The organism is Dyella acidisoli, assembly GCF_030160295.1.
Taxonomy (GTDB): domain Bacteria; phylum Pseudomonadota; class Gammaproteobacteria; order Xanthomonadales; family Rhodanobacteraceae; genus Dyella_B; species Dyella_B acidisoli.
Map to the genome: position 1 here is coordinate 20751 of NZ_BSOB01000051.1, position 21499 is coordinate 42249.

Here is a 21499-nt window from a genome sequence, read left to right on the forward strand (position 1 = left end):
CGACGCTGCCTTGGCATTACGCGTCTTGTCGATGAGGAAAATCCAGCTGTACACGCAAGCCCGGTCCGGCATCACCCAGCGTCAGCACGATATCGTGCAAATCGGCAACTGCAGCAACCAGTGCCAATCCCAAACCACTTCCGCGGGTGCTGCGCGAGGCATCGAGACGCACGAATCGCTTCAGCACCCTGGTTCGCTCCTGCGCAGGAATGCCAGGGCCTGCGTCCTGCATGACGACCTGACATCCTTGCTCTGCAGCGACCAACTTGAGGGTAACGGGTGTTCCGATCGGTGTATGGTGCAAAGCGTTTTCGAGCAGATTGACGAACATCTGCGTGAGCAACAGGGCGTCGCCGCGTACGTTCACGCTGGGCTGTATCTCGGCGCTTAGCACACGCTCCTCGTCTTCCAGCACCGGCCCATAGTCGTCAACCAGACGCGCCAGCAACTGGGACAGATCGATATCCGTGAAGCCTTCTCGCTGCTGTCGGCTTTCCACTTTGGCAATGCGCAGCATCGCGGCAAACGTGTCCAGTACGCTATCGACATCCGCCAGGGCGCGCTCACAGGCGTTGCTGTACCCCTCCAGGCTGGTGGCTTCGTCCATCGCAGCTTCCAGCCGCTGGCGCATATGCGTGAGCGGCGTGCGAAGGTCATGGGCGATGTCATTCGACACCTGGCGCAGACCTTCCACCAGGGTTTGGATGCGCTCGAGCATGCTGTTCAGGGAAACAGCCAGCCGATCGAATTCGTCGCCACGGCCGGTGATCGAAACGCGCGCAGCAAGATCGCCAGCCGCAATGCGAGAGGCCGCTGCGGCAATCGCTTCCACACGGCGCAGATAGCCGCGTGCCGTCACCATGCCACCGGCCAGGGCCAACACGACGGCAGCCAATCCCGCCCAGGTGAAGACGCGTTTCAGCAGGGCATCCAGTTCGTCGACACTCGCCAGATCACGCCCAACCACGAGCGTGCTTCCATCATCCTGTGCAGCGCCGTAGACCAGAATGCGGCGCACCGCATCTTTACCGCTGCGAAGTCCCTCATGCTGCTCGATCGTGCTCCAGCCGACGGCCGGCTCTTCCCGGATATCCCCAACGACCAGCGTGCGGCGGGCGTCGAACAAGCTGTAGTCGTAGGCGCCCCTGGGTACCTGCGCAAGCGATCGTTGTATGGAAGCGGCACGCTGGGCAGGCGGATGGGCAATCACTTCGCCGAACTCGTCGATGATGGTCTGACGCAGTTGATTTTCGATGTAGTGGCGGGCGGCGAACCATGAAACGAGAAAGAGCGTCAAGGCCATCAATGCGAACATCAACGCCTGTATGACAGCCAGTCGAAATGCAGCACTGCGCACCATGCGTGCGCCGACATGGACGTTCAAGCCCAAGGGCATTCAGTGCCCCTGCTTCAGGGATAGCGTGTAGCCTTCGCCTCTCACCGTGCGGATGATGCGCGGACCGAAATCCCGCTCTATCTTGCCGCGAAGCCGGCAGACGTGTGTGTCGACCAGGTTCGTATGCGGCGACGATTGAAAGCCCCATACGTGCTCGAGCAGCATGCTGCGCGTGATGATTTCGCCAGCGTGCAACGCAAAATATTTCAGGAGATCCCATTCACGTGGTTGCAAGTGGATCTGCTTTCCGGCACGAAAAACCCTTTGCATGATCAGGTCGAGTTCCAGATCGCCCAGGCGCAACAGCGTCATCGTGTTCGCATGGGCACTTCGACGGGAGATCGCGTTGAGCCGTGCGATCAGTTCACTCAAAGCGAAGGGCTTGCCTAGATAATCATCTGCACCGGCCTCCATGCCATCGATGCGCGCATCCACATCACCGAGCGCGGTAAGCATGAGCACACGTGCTTGTGTGCCGCAGCTGCGAAGCTTTTTCAGCACGCTCATTCCATCGAGCGCAGGGAGCATCCGGTCGAGCACGATCACATCGTAATCGTGCTCGCAGGCGCGCAGCAGGCCATCCTGGCCATCGCCGCTCTCGTCCACCGCGTGCCCCTTCGCGCGCAGACCCGAGGAGACGTACGTCCTCGTGTCGATATCGTCTTCGACCAGCAAAATTCTCATGACAGCTTTCTCGGGGCGATACGCTTGGCTTGATCACACGATCCAGTGGGCGAGGCTAAGCCACCTCGCCCCGCCCGGTCAAAACTGGAAGCGGATGCCTGTCAGGTACGTCACATCGTAGAACTCGCGCTGGATCGGACGGCTGGGATTTCCCTGGTAGAACGCATGCGGCGTATTCAGCAGGTTCTTGACGGCGAAGTAGATGGACCAATTCGACGGAAATTCATAGCTCGCGTCGAAATCCATCGACGTACGCGAGGCATTGAAGACGTCACTGCTGCGGTCGGTGCCGATCGCGAACAGGTCCGACGAGACCGAGTAGGCGGCCAGGTTCAACGAAAGGCCGTAGCGCTTATAGAACAACGACGCGTTCCAGGTGTTCTTCGACGTGGACGGCAGCAGCGAGTACTCGCCCGGACGGATTTCGAAGCGCGAATCCACCCAGGTGTAGTTGGCGCCGGCGCCCAGGCCCATCAGCCAATCCGGCAAGCCTTGGAACTGCTGGTTCCAGTTCAATTCCAGGCCGCGCGCGTAGGACGGACCGGCGTTCTTGAATGTGTACACGCGCAAGGGCTGCGAGTTGCCTGGGAAGAGGCTGTTGTCGAACGCCTGCGTGGTCTGGATGGGAACGATGTAGTTCGAGATTTCCTTGTCGAACACGCCCACGGACACGATGCCCGCGCCCGGGAGGTACTTCTCGAAGCTCGCATCGACGCTATTGGCGGTCGCCGGCTTGAGGCTGGGGTTGCCCGTCTGGACGATGCCCGAGCCCAGGTCGACCGACAGCGACGGATTGGACTGGTTGAAACCAGGGCGCGCGATGGTGGACGAGTAGGCCACGCGCGCGACCATGTCATCACCCAGGTCGTAGCGGAACTGCAGGCTGGGGAAAACGTTGTGATAGTTGTGCCGGGTGTTGACCGGGTTGGCGAAGGGGCTGCCCGAGGCATCCACGCCGGCCGAGAACGCATTGCTCCGGTCGCGTGTCTCTTCGTAACGCACACCACCGAGGATGCCGAGGTTGCCGTACGTGCCCAGGTATTCACCGTAGCCGGCGTAGATATCTTCGTGCTCGTCCAGGAATTGCTGCTGCGCGCTCAGTATTTCATTTGCGCCGATCGTGCCGTAACCGAAGATCTGCTGCAGCACGCTCGGGGCGATATCCACGCCGTTCTGGTAGATGCCGCCGTAATAACTCTCGTAGCCGCCGTTACCCGTCACCTGCGACATCGGAATCGGCGTGGTAGCGACGTTGTACGGCTGTGAGTTGGTCTGCTTGTGGCGTTGGCGAACGCTGAGGCCAAAATTGAGCGACTGGTCGGACAGGCTGCCCCAGTTCACCGGCGTCTTGGAATTGATGGCGTAGGTCCATTCGCGATCGAAGTTGTAGGCCGTGCTGTTATTGATCGCCGTCAACGTGTAATTGGCCGGATCCAGATAACCGGGCAGGCCAGTGATCGTATACACCGGCACATGGCCCGGCCCGGTATTGTTGTAGGTAATCAAGCCCTGCGCGCCAGCCGGCGCATTGTAAGTAAAGGTGGAGTTGTAGTCGTACGGCTTCTTGTAGGTGCCTTCCACATACGCCACGTGATAGTCAATGCTCGTATCGCCTATCTCGTTCTGGCCGCCCAACATGTAGAAATGCTCTTTGGAAGTTTCCTGCTCGTCGCGCAGCGACTTGGTGATGGCGGTAGAAGAATTCAGCGTATCCTGCAACTGGCCATTCGGCAGGATGGTGGTGTTGCCGTCCGGGAACACGTCGAAGTACTGGCGCTCGTAGTACTCCGTATAACCCGCCTCGAACGCGCGGAAGTACCACTGGTTTTCGTCGTCGAGCTTGTAGCCCATGTCCACCGCATAGCCGTGGCGCTGGCGATGCAGCTCGTAGTCGCGCTGCTCGATGTCGTTCACCGCCTGATACGGATGTGCGCTGTCATTGAAATAGGCGGGCTCTACGTCATCGATGCCGCGCCCATCGTTGTGCTTGGAGGCGGTCACGCTGATCCAGAAATTATTGAAGCGGCCACCGCCGGTGAGCGAGAAGTTGGTCACACCGGTGCCTCGGAGCGGTTCATAACCGCCGCCTACGTCGCCTTCAAGAAAGCTGCCCTGTTCTTCCGGTGCCGTCTTGGGCAGCACTTCGATGGTGCCGCCCAGTGCTTCGGCATCCTGGCTCGGCAGGTTGGACTTGGTGACCTTGATCGCGCCGATGAAGCCGGTGGGAATAGAGTCGAGTGCCACGCCGCGATAGCCACCGAAGGGCGATGCATTGTTGGTGGGCAACAGGCGCACGCCGGCGTACGTCGTGCTGTTCAAGTCCGCATCGAAGCCGCGGATGTTGACGTAACGGCCTTCGCCTTCGTCCGTTTCCAAGGAGATGCCTGGGATGCGCCGCACTGCTTCGGCCGTATTCACGTCCGGCAGAGAGCGAATTTCATCGCCCGTACGTATGTTGATCAGGTTCGGCGCGTTCTGCTGGGTTGCGCGCGCCTCTTCTTCCGTCGTGCGCGGCGCCACGACATGCACGCCTTGCAGATCCTTCACCTTTTTCTTTTCGTTCGCTTCGTCGCTATCGGTTGCCGCCGAGGGTGCGGAAGCACTGGTGTCTGCGGTCGGTCCGTGATCGCCAGCCGAAGGCACGCTTTGGGCCCACACGGCAGCCGGCGCACATAGCGCACCGAGACTCATGGAAATCGCGTAGCAGAGCAACGCCTTGCGTAGAGATGAAGATTGCATGAAACGAGCCTCGATTTGAAAAAAAGCTCCCTTACGGCGCATGTGGGTATGCGTCGATGGGTGATGTCTGGGTGACTCGTTCAAACTAGGCGTCGCGTATGACGGTTCTGTTACTCGGGATTGACGATGCAGTAAGACAGTCCGGCAAAGCGGATTGGCTTCATTAGATTGAATGTTGTTTGCTACGCCTCGACGTGAAGAAGTCGCTGCCATCAACATAGATTCACTTACAACGGCTGGATATTTAAAGCTCGCGACGAAACATCCTGAGTGAACCCCTCTCCCTTCGGGAGAGGAGCTTGCCCTCGACTCGATCGGGGGTGCCGTAAGGCGGGTGAGGGTTCGAACGAAGCGCGATACCCATCTCTCGCGCAAGTCGTCGTGATCGCGCGTTGCTCGCACCCTCACCCCAACCCCTCTCCCGAAGGGAGAGGGGCTCAGTCCACGCGCCGTTTAACACCATGAAGCGATGAGACGTCCAAGTAACGCAGCGCTATCATCCCTTCACTAACCGACGAGGCCGTATGGACCGATTCGCATCGATGGAAACCTTTGTGTGCGTCGTGGAAGCCGGTTCCTTTTCGGCGGCAGCGCGACGGCTCAACGTAGGTCAACCCGCCGTGTCCAAGTCGATCGCGCAATTGGAAGAACGACTTGGCGTGCGGCTGGTGGTGCGCACCACCCGTGGCCTTACACCAACCGAAGCCGGCCAGCAGTATTACGAACGGGCCAAGCGTTCGATAGAGGAAGCCAACGAAGCGGAGCTTGTAGCGCGTGGCGCTGGCAAAGGGCTTAGCGGAAAGCTGCGCGTGTGCGGCGCAGTCACGTTCGCGCGCCTGCACATTGTGCCGCGCCTCAAGCCGTTTCTGGATGCGCATCCTGATCTCAAGATCGATATCGTGCTGGACGATCGGCAGATCGATCTGCTGGAACACGGCATCGACGTAGCGCTGCGCATGGGTGATTTGAGCGATTCCAGCATGACGGCACGACGCCTCGCGCAATCGCGGCGTTTTGCAGTCGCCACGCCGGCCTATCTGAAGACGCATGGGGAACCGAAAACGCCCGCGGAACTCGCACAACATGAAGCGGTGATCTACAGCCCCGGCGGCAATCACACTGCGTGGGATTTCCGGCGCGGCGAAACAGAGATTTCCGTGGCCGTGAACGGGCGCATCCAGGTGACCGCCGCGGAAGGTGTGCGTGCGGCGGTGTTAGCAGATATGGGCATCGCCATCGCATCGGAATGGATGTTCGCATCCGAAATTGAAAACGGCAGGGTCAAGACGCTGCTGAAGGACTGGCAATTGCCTATCATCGACTTGTGGGCGGTGTTTCCGACCGGGCGCATGGTAAGCGCCAAGGCACGCGCCTTCGCTGACTTTGTCGAGGCGATGCTGAAGGACACCGCCTCGACCTAAGGTTTCAAGGTTACGCGATGCTGTAGCGCTGCAGCACCGGTAAAAGTTCTTCCGGCTCCGGCCGATGCGTGTAATCCGGATTGACTTCCGCGTAAACGATGATGCCATCCGGCGCGACGACGTAGCGGGCGGGAATCGGTAGTGTCCAGCTGTCGTCGCCATTGAACGCCGGCAGCTGGTTTTTCAGCTTCTTGTACAGCTCCACCAGGTAGTTCGGCAGCGTATAACGAAGGCCGAAGGCCATGGCGACATCGTTGTGCGGATCGCTGAGGATCGGAAACTCAAGCTGATTGTTGCGCATGGACTTGAGGCTATTCACCGCGATCTGCGGCGATATCGCCACCAGGTTGGCACCCGCTTCATGGATGGCTGGCAGCGTGGCTTGCAGCGCCTTCAATTCGAAATTGCAGTACGGGCACCACACGCCGCGATAGAAGCTGATCACCAGCGGACCTTGCTTGAGCAATTCGGTGGAAGACACCGGCTTGCCGTGTGCATCGTTCAATACGAAAGCTGGCGCCTTGTCGCCCGCCTTGAGTGCGCGTGTTGCCTGACCGGAGGCGATCAGCTCCAGGGTGGCGCGTTCCATGATGGGATGGATTTCCGGTGGTGCGTTGTATGGCGGCTTGCCGGCGCGGAAATCGGCTTTGAAGGCATCGAGTGTGGCTTGAAGAGACATAGCATGGACTCCTGGGTTGGATATGCAGTGGATGTGCTGCCCATCTTGTGGATCCATCGCCGCGGGAAGAACCCGCGGCGTGTGCATATCTCCCATTCCTGCCTGGAATCGCGGCGTTCAACCCTGAGTTGGTAGCGCGCGTACCCGCACTACGTCTTCCTTGAGCAAATAGATCGACACGGCCAGCAGCACCACGTCCTTCATCAGGAATGGAACATTGCCGACCATCGCCGGAAAGCCACCGGCCGATGCGGCCCAGCCATTTGGCATGAAGGGAATGATCGTCACGGTCATCACGAAAGTAATCACCGAACCGGCCGCGCCGAGTATCCCAAGACGCTTGTTCCAGAAGCCCGCCAGGATAAGCGCGCCGAACGTCCATTCGGAAACGCCAAGGAACCAGCTTGCGCCGCGAATGCCGAACACCGGATACATCCATGAAATCAGCGGGCCGTTGCTGATGAAAGGAATCAGTACCTGCGCCTCGTATTCAAACCATTTCTGGTAACCGAAGAAGAAAAAGATGATCACCATGGAAGCGCGGAGCAGGTGGTAATCGAGATCCCTCTTGAGCAGGGCTGAGCTGGCCAGGATGCGAATGAGCGAGTTCATGATGCGGTCCTCTTGAGAATGAGCGAATGGGGTTTGCGTTGCGGTGATGGCACTTTACGCAGCCATGCTGAGCTGGTTAATGTTGCAATCACTCAAATGCATGCTCATTCGTCTCATCGAGGTCCCGCATGTCACCCCCGCTGGATTGGCTAAGCCGCTTGCTCGAGATCGCGCCGGTGCGCGGCGAGCTCGATTTGCGCTGCATGTATGGCGCGCCATGGCGCATCGATCAGAGCGCGTCGGCGCCTGGAGAAATTCCCTATCACGTGGTGCTCGGCGGATCAGCCGTGCTGGAAGATCCAGCTGGTGGCGCGCCACATCAGCTCGCAACAGGCGATATCGTGCTGCTTGCCGATGGCGATGCACACACGCTGCATGACGGCAGCGGCAAGCGAGCGAAACGTTCGCACGAGCGCGCGGTGGCCAACTTGGTCTTCAGCGAAAACGCCGGCAATGGTGCGCGACTGGACATGTTGTGTGGCCGGTTCGTGCTCAGTCCCACGCACGCACGTTTGCTGCGCGAATATCTTCCGACGCGTTTGATTGCGCATTCGGCCGTCCAAACCGGCGACGCGACGTCGACCGGTATGCATCTGTCCAATCTGCTGGCGTTGATGCGTGTGGAATCGGGCGGCGAAAGCCTCGGTGGACGCGCGATGCTCAATGCGCTTTCGACGGCGCTGTTTGCCTTGACGTTGCGCTTTGCCAGCGAATCCGGCGAAGCGCCGGAAGGCTTGCTGGCCCTGGCGGGTTATCCGCGTCTGGCGCCAGCGTTGGATGCGATGCTCCATCATCCCGATCAAGCGTGGACGCTGCCCGCGCTCGCGCAGCTGTGCAATATGTCGCGCGCAACGTTCGTGCGTTTGTTTCAAGAGAAGCTTGGGCGTTCGGCTAGTGATTTGCTGACGGATATCCGCATGACGATGGCGGCGAATGAATTACGCACGTCAGCGGCGTCGACGGGGGCGATTGCGGAGCAGGTGGGGTATCAGTCAGAGGCGGCGTTTCAGCGGGCTTTTAAGCTGCATATGGGCGTGACGCCAGCGGGGTGGCGGCGTGAAGCGCAATAAGCAATCTTGCCGATTATTGCCCCCCTCCCCTACTACACGTAGGGGAGGGGATATTTTCCGGCAGCTTGAAACCAATCGCTCACGCAACTGCCGGAAAATCCAGCGTCGTGTCATTGATGCGATTGAACACGTTGGTAAACGTGATGCCTGCAATCGCCAAACTGATATCCACCAGCTGCGCGTCGTTGTAACCCGCGTTCTTGATCGCAGCGAAATCCGCATCGCTGACCGTGCCACTGCTCTTCACCAGACTGCGCACAAAGCTGACCAGCGCATCACGCTTGGCGTCGCCAGTCGTTTCACCCTTGCGGATCTGCTTCAGCGCATCAGGCTTCAGGCCAGCCATCTTGCCCAGCAGGCTATGAGCGGCTTCACAGTAGTCACAGCCGGTGACAGCGCTGACGGTGAGCTTGATGGTTTCCTGGTCTTGCTTGCTGAGTGTGCCGGCAGCGAGTACGGCATCGGCCTGCAGCATGGCCTTCAACGCGGCTGGGTTAAGTGCGCCGATGGCGGCATAGGTGTTCGGTACGCTGCCGGCGGCTTTCTTGATCTGCGCGTAGACCTCGGCGGTGGCGCCCGTGGCAGTGTCGACGGCGGGGGTATGAATGCGAGACATGGTGGTTGACTCCGTTGGTTGGGGACGGCGTCACTTTACGAGCGGGGCATGCGCCGCTTAATGCCGCTGCGGCTCAGAAACATGCTCGTTCGTCTCAATCGCCCATTTACTTGAAAAACGGGGCCATTCCTGCGAGGACTGACTGCTATGTCCCGGCGCCGGCTACTGGCGGCGCGGTCGACGGCGCACAGTTCGCTCCAGCAACGAACCCATCCACTCGTTTCAGGAGAACGCTCATGAATACCCCCGTCGTATTGGTTACTGGCGCACTCACCGGCATCGGCCGTGCCACGGCCTTCGCTTTCGCGAAAGAAGGTGCGCGCATCGCCGTCAGCGGTCGTCGCGAAGAAGAAGGCCAGGCGCTTGCCAACGAGTTGCGCGCTACCGGCGTGCAAGCGGAATTCATCCGCGCCGACGTGCGCTTTGAAGACGACGTGCGCAAGCTGATCGACCAGATCGTCGCCCGCTTTGGCCGCATTGATGTCGCCGTCAACAATGCCGGCACGGAAGGTCAACTTGGCCCCATCACCGAGCAAACGGTCGAGAACTACGAAGCCACCTTCGCCACCAATGTGCTCGGCACGCTGCTGTCGATGAAGCACGAGATGCGCGTGATGCTCGCGCAAGGTTCCGGCTCAATCGTGAATATCTCTTCGATCGCTGGCAAAGTCGGCATGCCCGGCGCTTCTGTCTATGTGGCTAGCAAGCATGCGGTGGAAGGCATCACCAAGAGCGCCGCGTTGGAAGGTGCCGCAGCGGGCGTACGTGTGAATGCCGTGGCGCCGGGGCCGGTTGCAACCAACATGCTTGATCGCTTCACCGGCGGCAGTGCAGATGTCAAAGCCGGTTTTCTGGATTCCATCCCGGTGAAGCGTGCAGCGGAGATCGATGAGATCGTGCAGACCATTCTGTTCCTGGCCGGCGACAAGTCGCGTTATCTGACCGGCCAGTCGATTGGCGTGGATGGCGGCTATACCGCGCAGTAATCATCCACGTCGTGCAGCCCGTGCTGGTTTGGACTGCGCGCCGACGTACGCTGCGAGATGCTCGCCGGTAAGCGTGGAACGCGCAGCAACCAGATCAGCCGGTTTGCCTTCGAACACGATCTTTCCGCCATCGTGTCCAGCGCCGGGGCCGAGGTCGATGATCCAATCGGCGTGCGCCATCACCGCTGGATGATGCTCGATGACGATGACCGACTTGCCGGCGTCGACAAGCCGGACCAGCAAGCCGAGCAGTTGTTGGATGTCGGCGAGGTGCAGGCCGACGGTCGGTTCGTCGAGCACATAGATGCCGCCCTTCTCTGCCATATAAGTGGCCAGCTTGAGCCGCTGCCGCTCACCGCCGGATAACGTGGTGAGCGGTTGTCCAAGGCTGAGGTAACCAAGGCCGACGTCGACCAGGCCGGACAAGATGGCGTGAGCCGCCGGATTTTTCGCTTTTCCGGAGCCAAAGAATGCTTCGGCTTCGGTTACCGACATCGCAAGCACTTCGCTGATATCGCGTCCGCCGAGCTTGTACTTGAGCACGGATGGCTGGAAGCGCTTGCCTTCGCACTCTTCGCAGGTGGTGGCGACGCCAGCCATCATCGCCAGGTCAGTGTAGATCACGCCGGCTCCGTTGCAGGTGGGACACGCACCCTCGGAGTTCGCGCTGAACAGCGCAGGCTTCACGTTGTTGGCTTTCGCGAACGCGTTGCGGATCGGATCGAGCAAGCCGGTATACGTCGCCGGGTTGCTGCGTCGCGAACCTTTGATGGCGGCTTGGTCGATCGACACGACACCGTCACGCCCCGACACCGAACCATGAATCAGCGAGCTCTTGCCCGATCCGGCCACGCCGGTTACCACCACCAGCACACCGAGCGGGATGTCGACGTTGACGTTCTTGAGGTTGTGGGTGCTGGCACCGCGCACCTTCAGCACCTCGGAAGACGTGCGCACCGACGGCTTCAACGTGGCGCGGTCGTCCAGATGGCGTCCTGTCAACGTGCCGCTGGCGCGCAATCCGTCGACGGTGCCCTCGAACACTACTTCGCCACCGGCGCTGCCAGCGCCAGGCCCGAGATCGACGACGTGATCGGCAATCGCGATGGTCTGCGGTTTGTGCTCCACCACGAGCACGGTGTTGCCCTTGTCGCGCAGACGCAGCAGCAGCTCGTTCATCCGCTGTATGTCGTGTGGGTGCAGGCCAGTGGTGGGCTCATCGAACACGTAGGTGACATCGGTGAGTGAGGAACCCAGATGTCCGATCATCTTTACGCGTTGCGCTTCACCACCCGACAGCGTGCCCGATGGCCGATCGAGTGAGAGATAGCCCAGCCCGATCTCCACGAACGAATCGAGCGTGTGTTGCAGCGCTTGCAGCAGCGGCGCCACCGACGGTTCGCTGAGGTCGCCAACCCATGCAGCCAGATCGCTGATCTGCATCGCGCAGGCATCGGCAATGTTGATCTTCTTGATCTTGGAAGAACGAGCCCCCTCGCTGAGTCGTGTGCCGCCGCATTCGGAACAAGTGGTGAACGTGACCGCCCGATCCACGAACGCGCGGATATGCGGCTGCATCGCTTCCTTGTCCTTGGACAGCATCGACTTCTGGATGCGCGGGATCAGACCCTCATAGGTCATGTTGATGCCCGCGATCTTCATCCGCGTCGGTTCGCGGTGAAGGAAGTCTTGCAGTTCTTTCTTGGTGTATTTGCGGATCGGTTTGTCCGCATCGTAGAAACCCGACGCGGCGTAGAGCCTGAAATTCCAGCCACCCGCTTGATAACCAGGAATGGTGAGTGCGCCTTCGCTGAGTGACTTGCTGTCGTCGTAGAGTTGCGCAAGGTCGATGTCGGTGACCGAGCCCATGCCTTCGCAACGCGGACACATGCCGCCGATGCGGGTGAAGGTTTGTTTCACGGTCTTGCTGGCGCCGCGTTCGACCGTGATCGCACCGACTGCCTTGACCGATGGAACATTGAAGGCGAATGCGCTTGGTGGGCCGACAAACGGCTTGCCGAGTCGACTGAAAAGGATGCGCAACATCGCGTTGGCGTCGGTCACCGTGCCGACGGTGGAGCGTGCATGCGCACCCATCCGTTCCTGGTCGACGATGATTGCGGTGGTCAATCCTTCCAGCACATCGACTTCGGGCCGCGCCAGTGTCGGCATGAAACCCTGCACGAACGCGCTGTAGGTTTCATTGATCAGCCGCTGCGATTCGGCTGCAATGGTGTCGAACACCAGCGAGCTTTTGCCCGAGCCGGAGACACCCGTGAATACGGTCAGCCGACGCTTGGGGATATCGACGTTGACGTCCTTGAGGTTGTTTTCGCGTGCACCGTGCACGCGGATCAGGTCGTGGCTGTCGGCGGTGTGTTGCGCGGGGGATTGCATCCCCTTACTGGTGACCTTGCTCATCGTGTTTCCTTGATCGCTGGGGAATGCCTCATGCCGTCGCCCCGGCGAAGGCCGGGGCCTAGTGTCTTGATTCAGAGCAAAGTCACTGGGTGATTCGCTTCGCTCACCCCTTCGGGGCCGTCCTTCGGACGTTCTCCGCGCTCCGCGCTACGTCCGGCCTTCGCCGGGACGACGAGCTGAGGTTTTTTAGCGCAGCTGTTGAATGCGGATCAGATTTCCCGCCGGATCACGCACCGCGCAGTCACGCACGCCATACGGTTGATCGGTCGGCTCCTGCACGATTTCGACGTCACGGCCTTGCACACGCTCAAACATGCCTTCGAGATCCTTGGTCGCCAGCAGCAGCGCGGCGTAGGTGCCCTTGGCCATCATTTCCGTGATGGTGCGGCGCTCATCGTCGGTGATGCCAGGATAAGCAGCTGGCGGCGCCAGTACGATGGATGTGCCCGGCTGGTTGGGCGGCCCGACGGTGATCCAGCGCATGCCGCCGTAGCCGACGTCGTTGCGTACCTCGAAACCGAGGGTGTCGCGGTAGAAGGCCAGTGAGGCGTCCGGGTCATTGTGAGGGAGGAAGCTTGCGTGAATGGAGATGTCCATGGCGTCAGTCTCAGTGGTGGGTGAAGTCCATGGCGATCAGTCTAGTTCCGGCTCCGTGATCGGCGCTTCTCGATTCCTGATCGGTTTGGTGACCTGCTTCGCCACGCACGACGGGATGCCCTCGATCGCGCGCGCTTCCCGTTCCCGACGCAGATAGGCGCTGGGTGAGATGCCCACCAGTTCGGTGAAGCGCGTGCTGAAGGTGCCCAGCGACGCGCAGCCGACCGCGAAACAAACGTCGGTGACGCTGAGGTCGCCACGGCGCAGCAAAGCCATCGCACGCTCGATGCGCCGCGTCATCAGATACGAGTACGGCGACTCGCCATAGGCGCGCCGGAACTGACGGCTGAGGTGCCCGGCCGACATGTTTGCGCCACGGGCGAGCGCCTCGACATCCAGCGGCTGTTCGTACTCCCGGTCGATCCGGTCACGAACGCGGCGCAGTCGTGCAAGATCGCGCAGGTACTGCGGGGGAGCAGGTTTGCTGGTCATCGGCGGGATCGTGTCACGGAGTGCCGGGGGGCTCAAGCAGGTCAAATAGCATAGATATAGATATCTACAGCCTCGCCGCGAAACATCCTGAGTGAACTCCTCTCCCTTTGGGACTTGATTAGCGTCTCGCCTCAGCTGGGCATGTCGTGTTGTTGGGGCATTGCCTGCGGCGCTTTCGGACGCCATAGGCGCCCGAGTCACTTTTCTTTGCTGGCCCAAAGAAAAGTAACCCAAAGAAATGGCCTAACAAGCTCACAGCATGGGGAAGGGAAAAGCCTGAACGTCTCTGGCTAGATCGAAGGTTGCCCGCCCATGGTTCGACACCCCCGCTATACCGCGAGGCGGCGAAGCGCTGAGGACTTAAAGCCGATCAGGCAGATCTCAGCCAAGCTCAACCTGTCGGAGGGCTCGCTTTAAGCCCTCAATGCTTCGACGCCTCGCGGTATAGCGGCGCGGTGGAAGCTTGGCCCGCCATCGATCAAAGCAAGGCGTCGTCCTGCAGGCTTGTAACCCATGCAATGCTGTGAGCTCTTCAGGCCATTTCTTTGGGTTACTTTTCTTTGGGCCAGCAAAGAAAAGTGACCCGGTCGCTTCGCGACCGGAAGCGCCGCAGGCAATGTCCCAACAAACGACACGCCCAGCTGAGGCGAGACGCTAATCAGGTCCCGAAGGGAGAAGGGCTCAGTTTTTCGATTGAACCAACCCGCCCCAAAGGCGTATGAACAACCATACGAACCAAACCATGCTTGGGGAACAGCCATGCGCAGCAGGCGGGCAGATCAGGCAGGGGGGCCGGGCAGCGTCTCCGTGGACGAGGAAGCTGCCTTGCTCGGGCGTGTGGCGGCCGAAGAAAAGGATGCATTCGAAGCGCTCTATCGCTTGTACAACCCGCGCCTGCAACGTTTCGTGCGCAGCGTGACCAAGCAGCCGGTGCTGGTGGAGGAAATTCTCGACGACACCATGATGGTGGTCTGGCGCAAGGCTTACACCTTCAACCACAGCGCGAAGGTGTCGACGTGGATTTTTGCCATCGCCTATCGCCAAGCATTGAAGGCACTGAAGCGGCTCGGCTCGTGGGAAGAATCCGAGGTCGGCGATTGCGCCGATGCATCGGCGCCTGGTCCCGACGACGCCTTGCAACAGCAGGAATTACGTAAGCATCTGGACGATGCACTCGGCACCTTGTCGCCCGAGCAGCGTGCCGTGATGGAACTCACTTATTACTTCGGTTACGCCTGCCGCGAAATCGCGCAGATCATGGATTGCCCCGTGGATACGGTGAAAACGCGCATGTTCTACGCGCGACGCAAGCTCAAGACGGCGCTGGCGTCGCGCCGGGAGGCCATATGAATGGTCGAGTGATCAAGTTCGAAGGGTCCGTGCATGCAGAAGCCGATCGGCTGCTGCCCTGGTATGTGAACGGCACGCTCGAAGAAGATGAGCGCAGTGAGGTAGAACGCCATCTGGTCGAATGCGCGGAATGCCAGCACGAAGTGGCATGGCTGCGCACCGTGCAGGAGCAGTTCGTCGAACAGGCGGACAAGGACGACGTATCGCCAAAGATGCGGCATCTGTATCGCCGCGTTGCCAAACGCCGTGGCGCATCGTCCACATCTTCGCTGTGGCATCGCCGCGAGAAACGGCTTGCCTGGCTTGCTGCGTTGCAGGTGGCAATCATTCTTGGCTTGAGCGTGGTTGTGTTTCACCAGCAGCAGAACACGTATCGCACATTGAGCGCGCCGGGCAACCAGGACGCGCTGCTGGTGGTGATGTTCGACCCGCACACCCGCGAAGCACAGATGCGCGAGCTGGTACGCGCCAGCCATGCACGCATCGTGGGCGGACCGACGGAAGAAGGTGCCTATGTGCTGCGCGTGCCCGAGACGGCCAGCGCGGCTACGCGCAAGCTGCTGCTTAGCTCCCCGCAGGTGACGTTGGTGGAAGACCTGAGTTCCGGTGGTCATCCATGAGGCACACTTGGGTCATCGCAACGGCACTGTGCACGCTTGGTCTGTGCGTCGCGATACATGCGGAAACACAGCAGCCTTCACAGGTATTAGTGATGCTGCGCGCGGCGCCACCTCATCTTCGCGCCGCGGACGATTACGCCATCACTTATGCTAGCTCGCCCGACGAAGCCGCACGCAAGCGCATCGCACGCGAGCTTGCTCATCAATACGGTTTGCAGCTCGTCGATAGCTGGCCGATGCCGGCACTCGGCGTCGATTGCTTTGTCATGCGGATCGTTTCCGGTACATCCGCAAGCGATATAGCGCAGGCGCTTTCGCACGACACGCGAGTGGAATCGGCCCAACCAAGGCAAACCTTCCACACCTTGGCCAAGGACGATCCGCTTTATGCGCTGCAGCCTACCGCCAAGCGTTGGCACATTGCCGAGTTGCACGCGCTGACCACGGGCAAGAACGTCGCCATCGCCGAGGTGGATAGCGGTGTGGATGCCTCGCAACCCGACCTCGACGGCCAGATCGCCGAGCAGCGCAACTTCGTGGACGACAGCGGTTACCGTGCTGAGCTGCATGGCACCGAGGTGGCAGGAATCATCGTCGCGCGTGAAGGTAATGGTGTCGGCATCGTGGGTGTAGCGCCGCAAGCGCGGCTGCTCGCACTGCGCGCGTGCTGGCAGTTGGCGGACGGTAGTGCAGCATCCGCCTGCGACAGCTTTACGTTGGCGAAAGCCTTGCAGTACGCGCTGGAAAAACACGTACAGATCATCAATCTCAGCCTGACCGGACCGAACGATCGCTTGCTGCAGCGCCTATTGGATGCCGCACTGGCCGGACACGTTACCGTCGTCGGCGCCGTGGACGACACGACGGCTGACGGCGGATTCCCGGCTTCGTATCCGGGTGTGTTGGCGGTGGCGGGCGAACATGCGGACGTGCAGCGCAGCGACGTTTGGCTTGCACCGGCGGAGGACATTCCCACCACGCAACCCGGCGCGCGCTGGAATATGGTCAACGGTTCGTCGTTCGCGGCGGCGGAAGTCAGCGGGCTGGTCGCCTTGCTGCAGGAGCTGTCGCCTGACCTCACGCTGACGCAGCTGCATGACGCCCTGCATGCGAGATCTGCGTTAGGCTTTGCGTCAATGCGGCCCATGACGATCGACGCATGTGCGGCCGTGGCGCAGGTGAGCCATCGTTGTACCTGCGACTGCGGCACAACGCGTGCGTCTTTAGGAGTGCCGCGCCGATGAGTGCGCCTCGTGTTACGAACCGTCGTGGCAGTTCTTGTCGCATTGTTTGCGGTGCAGGCCCGTGCACAGATGACGGGCAGCGCAACCCTTCTTTCCGACTACCGCTTTCGCGGTGCTTCTCTCAGCGATGACCGGCCGGCCGCACAACTGGCGTTCGACTACGACTGGGCCGCGAGCGGCTTGTATGCGGGAGGCATGATGTCCAGCGCACGACTCGATTCACGCCACGCTGTGCAAGCTTTGATTTATGCGGGCTACGCGCATCGTGTGCGGCCGGATTTCAGCTGGGAAACCGGCCTGCGGTACACGCGTTTCAGCGGCCACGAAGCATATGCGTACGCAGAAGCCTATGCAGGCTTCGCGTTCCGGCAACTCGTCGGCCGTCTTTACTATGCACCGAGTTATTTCCATGCCGGTTATCCGGCGTGGTACGCCGAACTCAACGACAGCCATGCGCTGTCAGGGAAATGGTATGCGTTTGCGCATGCAGGTTATCTGCGGCGCGGCGGCGACGTGATGGAGTATCACGCCAGCCGTTTTCGTTCCGATTTTCGGGTCGGCATCGGCCTGGATCTGGCGCCTTACAACGTCCAATTGAGTTGGACCACTACGCGTGGCGCTTCCGATGCCGTTTTTGGTTATCCATCCGCTGCAGGCACTACCCGCAACGCCTGGGTTCTGAGCATCTCGTATGCGTGGTGATGCTATGGGCGTGGGCACTCGTTTGATCTGAATGTTCCGCAAAAAAAGCGCGCGTACTTCCCATGCGCTGCATGGGGAGCAGGGGGATTTACGTTCATCCCTGAGGAGGGAGCTGATATGAGACGTACTCCGTTCAAAAAGAAGCTCGTGCATTCCATCGTTGCGACCTTGGTCGTCGCGGGGGTGGCAACCGGCATCCTGTATTCCAAGGCCGCGGCTGCGCAGAGCGACACTGGCCACGTGCTGATCGCCGATCAGTTCAACAACCGCGTGATCGAAGTGGATCGCAAGACGCACCAGGTGGTGTGGCATTTCGGCAATGGTTCCGACCTGCCCGGCCCGCACAGCGTGGTAGGAACGAATGATGCCGAACGCTTCGGACCGTTCACGCTGATCTCCGGTACCGGCACACCGCCGGGCTTGCCCGGATGTTCCGATACGGTGAACGGCTGTCCGGACAATCGCGTATTCATCGTGGATCCGAACGGCAACATCATCTGGCAGTACGGCCAGGCCGGTGTCGGCGGCGCGGGACCGAACCAGTTGAATACGCCGGTGCAGGCGTTATTCCTGATCAACTTCCCCGGTCATCCGGGGCCGCATGTGTTGATTGCTGACCAGGTGAATGAGCGCATCATCCTGGTGAACCTGCATCATCAGATCGAATGGCAATACGGCACCACCGGCGTGAGCGGGATCGGCCCGAACCAACTCAATAATCCGAATAGCGGGGAGGTGCTCGAAAACGGCCACATCCTGATTGCCGATGAAAACAACAATCGTGCAATCGAGATCAAACCCAACGGCACGATCGTCAACACGTTTACCGCAGGTGGTACGACCAGTGGTGTGGCATTCGCCAGTCGCCTGCCGAACGGCGATACGCTGATCACCGATTCGAACAACAGCCGCATCGTGGAAGTGGACGGCTCTGATCACGTCGTTTGGCAATACTTGACCAATGATCCGTTGGGCAATCCCGCGCCATTGCCCACGCGTGCGGTGCGCCTGCACAACGGCAATACCTTGATCAGCGACCAGTTCAACGATCGCGTGATCGAGGTGACCAAGGCCGGACAGATCGTTTTTCAGCAGGGCGATCTCAATGTACCCGGCGATGGATTCAATCAGCTCAATGGTGCGTATGACGCCAAGCAGATCGGTGACTTCACCGGCTTGACGCCGCCGTTCGATGTGTTCTGACCGACTAGCGCATGAACGATCAAACAAAGCCCCGCCAGCCGGCGGGGCTTCTGTCTGAAGATTGCAAAACCGCTCACAGTCGTCGCAAGGATCGAGAAGGATGCCATTCAGCTGACCCGGTTAGTCTCACCTACACGGCAATACGCCGTATCGACGGCACCACATCGTAGGGCGCTTACGGGGAAAATTTATGAAACGACATCTGCTCGCACTGGCTTTGCTTACTTGCGTGCCCATGGTGATGGTCACCACAGCCGCCGTTGCACAAGACCAGGATCACGATCACGGCTGGGACCACCAGGACGACCATGATCATGGCCACGACCATGACCGCGGACATGATCACGACGATCACGGCTGGCGCGATGACGACCATCACGATCACGGCCATCACTACGGCTGGGACAAGCATTACCACCGCGGCGAATACCTGCCTGACCGCTATCGCGGACGAGAATACTACGTCGAGGATTACAGGACCTACCGTCTGAGCCCACCACCGCCGGGCTATGGCTGGTATCGCAACGACGATGGCGAGTTCGTGCTGGTTGCGGTTGCGACCGGTTTGATCGTGCAGGAATTGCTGGGGCATTGATGCTTCTACCCCCTCTCCCCTTCGGGGAGAGGGTTGGGGTGAGGGGGTGAACCTCGCGAAAGACGCAAATCGAAGCGTCGCTCTTATGAAGATTTGAGCCAGCCTTGCCCCCTCACCCTACCCTCTCCCCGCAGGGGAGAGGGATCAACCTCGCTAGGCCTCACCTATAGCGTTTGTTGCACCAGCACTTCTTCCTGCGCAACCGAAACAGCCACTCGTTCGCTGTTCAACCACTGCAACCATTCGCTAAGCACGATCAACGTCCAGATCGCGCGCGCATGATCGGCGACACGCGACTGGTGCTCGGCAAACAACGCCTGCGCGACGCGAACATCGATACCCACTTCAGCAAGCCCGCCGCTTGAAAGATGCGCTTGCGCCCAATCGCGCAACGGCCCGCGCAACCACGAAGCCAGCGGCACCGACAAGCCACGTTTGCGGCGCGTCACCACGTCTTTGGGCAGATAGTTCAGTGCGTATTGCTTGAGGAACACCTTGGTGGTGAGTCCACGCACGCGTGTTTCCACTGGCAGCGTGGCAGCGAATTCGATGACAGTCTGATCCAGGAACGGCGCGCGGATTTCCACGCCGTGCAGCATGGCGCCGCGATCGGCCTTGGCCATCAACGCATCCGGCAGCGAGTGGCCGAAGTCGTAGCGTTGGATGGTGTCGATCAGGCGTGTCGCGTCGTGCTGTGTATCGTCCGTGGGCGGCGCGATGCCAAGGCGCTGCTGCCACACGGGCGGAATGCTCGCCGTCCACAGCAGGTGCCGCGCCAGCCCATCCAGTTCCTGCCCGCGAATGAAACGCTTGAGCAGGAACGAGAGCGTGACTTTCTTGTCGCTGGTCGGCAGCGATTCAATCGCGCGCTGCGCGAGTGCTTTCACCGGCGGCGGCAAGTTGGCGTAGAGGCTGGCCCAACGCGCGCCGAGATAAGTGGGATAGCCACCGAACAGTTCGTCCGCGCCCTCGCCCGCCAGCAGCAAGCGCACATCCTGCGACGCGCGCTTGGTGACCAGCGACAGCGGAATCCACGCCGGATCGGCCAGCGGTTCGCCATTGGCACTCACCAGTTCGCGCAAGGTGCGCGGAACATCCTGGGCGGAAACGTTCACTTCGATGAAATCGCAACCAAGCTCTTGGGCAAGGTTCGCCGCATGCTGGCCTTCGTCGAACGATTCTTCCGAGAAGCGGATGCAATATGCGGAAATCTTTTTCTCCGGCCGCACGCTACGCGCCACCGCCGTCATCAGCGCGGAATCGATGCCGCCGCTGAGCAGTACGCCGTAATCCACGTCGATGTCGCTCTGCCGCCGAACGGCTTCGCGGAAGATCGGATCGAAGGCCTTCGTCGAGGGCGTGTTTGTGGCTTTTTCCGCGGGGAAATTCCAGTAGTGCTGGTGACGGATGCCGCTGGGTTCGATCACGATCATCTCGCCCGGCGCCACCTTGTGGATGTGCTTGAGCGGGCTGGTCGGTGCCGGGCAGTAGCCCGAGCGCAGATAGTGCGCCAGCCCGGCTGGATCGATCTGCACATCCGGCTGGCAGGCTTTCACCAGCGCAGCCAGCTCCGAGGCGTAGTACACCGTCTGACCGATGATGGCGTAGTACAGATGGCGCTCGCCGGCGCGGTCGCGCGCCAGGATCAATCGTTGATGGCGACCGTCCCACAACGCCAGCGCGAATACGCCCTGCACGTGCTCGAGGAACGAGAGCCCTTTTTCCAGATAAAGCGGCGCCAGCACGGCGACGTCGGTGGTGAGCGTGATGTCGTGCCCGGCTTCGGCGAGCGAGTGGCGCAGTTCGCGGTGATTGTCGATCTCGCCGTTGCAGGCAACGATTACGCCGGCTTCATATTCCAGCAGCGGCGGCTGATGCTGATCCACGCCGCGGATAGCCAGGCGGTTGGTGGCCATGGCCAGGCCGGGCGTCCGCGAAACGAACGCATCGCCGTGTGGTCCGCGGTGCGCCATGGCCTCGAGCATGGTCTTCGCTTTGCGCTCCAGATGTGGCAGCGGATGTCCTGCATCCCGACTCAAGATTCCGCAAATTCCACACATGTAAGGACTCTG

At 60.5% G+C, this 21499-nt stretch carries 19 protein-coding genes; 9 read left to right on the forward strand and 10 right to left on the reverse strand.

Annotated features, from left to right (window positions below):
- Window positions 1-16 precede the first annotated feature (16 nt).
- The 3 genes from QQJ86_RS19580 to QQJ86_RS19590 form a co-directional block, all read right to left on the reverse strand.
- Entirely contained in the window at window positions 17-1396 is a 1380-nt protein-coding gene (locus tag QQJ86_RS19580; RefSeq protein WP_284322663.1) for a sensor histidine kinase, read from the reverse strand.
- The gene (locus tag QQJ86_RS19585) at window positions 1397-2080 is read right to left on the reverse strand and encodes a response regulator transcription factor (protein ID WP_284322664.1); all 684 of its coding nucleotides are present in this window, start codon (window positions 2078-2080) and stop codon (window positions 1397-1399) included.
- 78 nt (window positions 2081-2158) lie between these two features.
- Window positions 2159-4819, reverse strand: coding sequence for a TonB-dependent receptor (locus QQJ86_RS19590; protein ID WP_284322665.1), 2661 nt, complete (start codon window positions 4817-4819; stop codon window positions 2159-2161).
- A gap of 524 nt (window positions 4820-5343) precedes the next feature.
- Here QQJ86_RS19590 and QQJ86_RS19595 point away from each other — a divergent pair.
- Entirely contained in the window at window positions 5344-6240 is an 897-nt protein-coding gene (locus QQJ86_RS19595) for a LysR family transcriptional regulator (protein WP_284322666.1), read from the forward strand.
- A gap of 10 nt (window positions 6241-6250) precedes the next feature.
- Here the strand turns inward: QQJ86_RS19595 and QQJ86_RS19600 are convergent, their stop codons facing one another.
- Both QQJ86_RS19600 and QQJ86_RS19605 read right to left on the reverse strand, forming a co-directional pair.
- The gene (locus QQJ86_RS19600; protein ID WP_284322667.1) at window positions 6251-6919 is read right to left on the reverse strand and encodes a peroxiredoxin-like family protein; all 669 of its coding nucleotides are present in this window, start codon (window positions 6917-6919) and stop codon (window positions 6251-6253) included.
- A 117-nt stretch (window positions 6920-7036) separates the two neighbouring features.
- On the reverse strand, window positions 7037-7531 hold the full coding sequence (locus tag QQJ86_RS19605; protein WP_284322668.1) for a YkgB family protein: 495 nt from the start codon (window positions 7529-7531) through the stop codon (window positions 7037-7039).
- A gap of 128 nt (window positions 7532-7659) precedes the next feature.
- Between QQJ86_RS19605 and QQJ86_RS19610 the strand changes: the two genes are divergently transcribed.
- Window positions 7660-8601 (forward strand): AraC family transcriptional regulator, encoded by a 942-nt coding sequence (locus QQJ86_RS19610; RefSeq protein WP_284322669.1) that lies wholly within the window; start codon window positions 7660-7662, stop codon window positions 8599-8601.
- A 79-nt stretch (window positions 8602-8680) separates the two neighbouring features.
- On the opposite strand, the gene QQJ86_RS19615 is transcribed toward QQJ86_RS19610, so the two are convergent.
- Entirely contained in the window at window positions 8681-9217 is a 537-nt protein-coding gene (locus QQJ86_RS19615; protein ID WP_284322670.1) for a carboxymuconolactone decarboxylase family protein, read from the reverse strand.
- Between the two features lie 236 nt (window positions 9218-9453).
- Here QQJ86_RS19615 and QQJ86_RS19620 point away from each other — a divergent pair, with 236 nt between their 5' ends.
- Window positions 9454-10203 carry an SDR family NAD(P)-dependent oxidoreductase gene (locus QQJ86_RS19620; RefSeq protein ID WP_284322671.1) on the forward strand — a complete coding sequence of 250 codons (750 nt, stop codon included), beginning with the start codon at window positions 9454-9456 and terminating at the stop codon, window positions 10201-10203.
- On the opposite strand, the gene QQJ86_RS19625 is transcribed toward QQJ86_RS19620, so the two are convergent.
- From QQJ86_RS19625 to QQJ86_RS19635, 3 genes are all read right to left on the reverse strand, one after another.
- Window positions 10204-12624, reverse strand: a complete 2421-nt coding sequence (locus tag QQJ86_RS19625) for an ATP-binding cassette domain-containing protein (protein ID WP_284322672.1) — start codon at window positions 12622-12624, stop codon at window positions 10204-10206. It lies immediately after the preceding gene.
- Between the two features lie 186 nt (window positions 12625-12810).
- The gene (locus QQJ86_RS19630) at window positions 12811-13221 is read right to left on the reverse strand and encodes a VOC family protein (protein ID WP_284322673.1); all 411 of its coding nucleotides are present in this window, start codon (window positions 13219-13221) and stop codon (window positions 12811-12813) included.
- A 36-nt stretch (window positions 13222-13257) separates the two neighbouring features.
- Window positions 13258-13713, reverse strand: coding sequence for a helix-turn-helix transcriptional regulator (locus QQJ86_RS19635; RefSeq protein WP_284322674.1), 456 nt, complete (start codon window positions 13711-13713; stop codon window positions 13258-13260).
- 759 nt (window positions 13714-14472) lie between these two features.
- On the opposite strand from QQJ86_RS19635, the gene QQJ86_RS19640 reads away from it, so the two are divergent.
- The 6 genes from QQJ86_RS19640 to QQJ86_RS19665 all read left to right on the forward strand — a co-directional run bounded on the left by QQJ86_RS19640 (window position 14473) and on the right by QQJ86_RS19665 (window position 19427).
- Entirely contained in the window at window positions 14473-15063 is a 591-nt protein-coding gene (locus QQJ86_RS19640) for an RNA polymerase sigma factor (RefSeq protein ID WP_284322675.1), read from the forward strand.
- Window positions 15060-15683: a zf-HC2 domain-containing protein gene (locus QQJ86_RS19645; RefSeq protein ID WP_284322676.1), complete on the forward strand. Its 624-nt coding sequence runs from the start codon at window positions 15060-15062 to the stop codon at window positions 15681-15683. The genes QQJ86_RS19640 and QQJ86_RS19645 overlap by 4 nt, the downstream gene beginning before the upstream one ends.
- Complete coding sequence (locus QQJ86_RS19650) at window positions 15680-16927, forward strand: S8 family peptidase (protein WP_284322677.1); 1248 nt, start codon at window positions 15680-15682, stop codon at window positions 16925-16927. The genes QQJ86_RS19645 and QQJ86_RS19650 overlap by 4 nt, the downstream gene beginning before the upstream one ends.
- Window positions 16928-16951: 24 nt before the next feature.
- Complete coding sequence (locus tag QQJ86_RS19655; protein ID WP_284322678.1) at window positions 16952-17629, forward strand: TorF family putative porin; 678 nt, start codon at window positions 16952-16954, stop codon at window positions 17627-17629.
- 117 nt (window positions 17630-17746) lie between these two features.
- Entirely contained in the window at window positions 17747-18832 is a 1086-nt protein-coding gene (locus tag QQJ86_RS19660) for an NHL repeat-containing protein (protein WP_284322679.1), read from the forward strand.
- 190 nt (window positions 18833-19022) lie between these two features.
- On the forward strand, window positions 19023-19427 hold the full coding sequence (locus tag QQJ86_RS19665; RefSeq protein ID WP_284322680.1) for an RcnB family protein: 405 nt from the start codon (window positions 19023-19025) through the stop codon (window positions 19425-19427).
- Window positions 19428-19591: 164 nt separating this feature from the next.
- On the opposite strand, the gene asnB is transcribed toward QQJ86_RS19665, so the two are convergent.
- Window positions 19592-21487 (reverse strand): asparagine synthase (glutamine-hydrolyzing), encoded by a 1896-nt coding sequence (gene asnB / locus QQJ86_RS19670; RefSeq protein WP_284322681.1) that lies wholly within the window; start codon window positions 21485-21487, stop codon window positions 19592-19594.
- Window positions 21488-21499 lie beyond the last annotated feature (12 nt).

Coding starts and splice junctions, on each gene's coding strand:
- QQJ86_RS19635 (WP_284322674.1), bottom strand. CDS start 13,713: ATGACCAGCAAACCTGCTCCCCCGCAGTACCTGCGCGATCTTGCACGA.
- QQJ86_RS19640 (WP_284322675.1), top strand. CDS start 14,473: ATGCGCAGCAGGCGGGCAGATCAGGCAGGGGGGCCGGGCAGCGTCTCC.
- QQJ86_RS19600 (WP_284322667.1), bottom strand. CDS start 6,919: ATGTCTCTTCAAGCCACACTCGATGCCTTCAAAGCCGATTTCCGCGCC.
- QQJ86_RS19580 (WP_284322663.1), bottom strand. CDS start 1,396: ATGCCCTTGGGCTTGAACGTCCATGTCGGCGCACGCATGGTGCGCAGT.
- QQJ86_RS19630 (WP_284322673.1), bottom strand. CDS start 13,221: ATGGACATCTCCATTCACGCAAGCTTCCTCCCTCACAATGACCCGGAC.
- QQJ86_RS19585 (WP_284322664.1), bottom strand. CDS start 2,080: ATGAGAATTTTGCTGGTCGAAGACGATATCGACACGAGGACGTACGTC.
- QQJ86_RS19590 (WP_284322665.1), bottom strand. CDS start 4,819: ATGCAATCTTCATCTCTACGCAAGGCGTTGCTCTGCTACGCGATTTCC.
- QQJ86_RS19650 (WP_284322677.1), top strand. CDS start 15,680: ATGAGGCACACTTGGGTCATCGCAACGGCACTGTGCACGCTTGGTCTG.
- QQJ86_RS19660 (WP_284322679.1), top strand. CDS start 17,747: ATGAGACGTACTCCGTTCAAAAAGAAGCTCGTGCATTCCATCGTTGCG.
- QQJ86_RS19595 (WP_284322666.1), top strand. CDS start 5,344: ATGGACCGATTCGCATCGATGGAAACCTTTGTGTGCGTCGTGGAAGCC.
- QQJ86_RS19610 (WP_284322669.1), top strand. CDS start 7,660: ATGTCACCCCCGCTGGATTGGCTAAGCCGCTTGCTCGAGATCGCGCCG.
- QQJ86_RS19645 (WP_284322676.1), top strand. CDS start 15,060: ATGAATGGTCGAGTGATCAAGTTCGAAGGGTCCGTGCATGCAGAAGCC.
- QQJ86_RS19625 (WP_284322672.1), bottom strand. CDS start 12,624: ATGAGCAAGGTCACCAGTAAGGGGATGCAATCCCCCGCGCAACACACC.
- QQJ86_RS19615 (WP_284322670.1), bottom strand. CDS start 9,217: ATGTCTCGCATTCATACCCCCGCCGTCGACACTGCCACGGGCGCCACC.
- QQJ86_RS19665 (WP_284322680.1), top strand. CDS start 19,023: ATGAAACGACATCTGCTCGCACTGGCTTTGCTTACTTGCGTGCCCATG.
- QQJ86_RS19605 (WP_284322668.1), bottom strand. CDS start 7,531: ATGAACTCGCTCATTCGCATCCTGGCCAGCTCAGCCCTGCTCAAGAGG.
- asnB (WP_284322681.1), bottom strand. CDS start 21,487: ATGTGTGGAATTTGCGGAATCTTGAGTCGGGATGCAGGACATCCGCTG.
- QQJ86_RS19620 (WP_284322671.1), top strand. CDS start 9,454: ATGAATACCCCCGTCGTATTGGTTACTGGCGCACTCACCGGCATCGGC.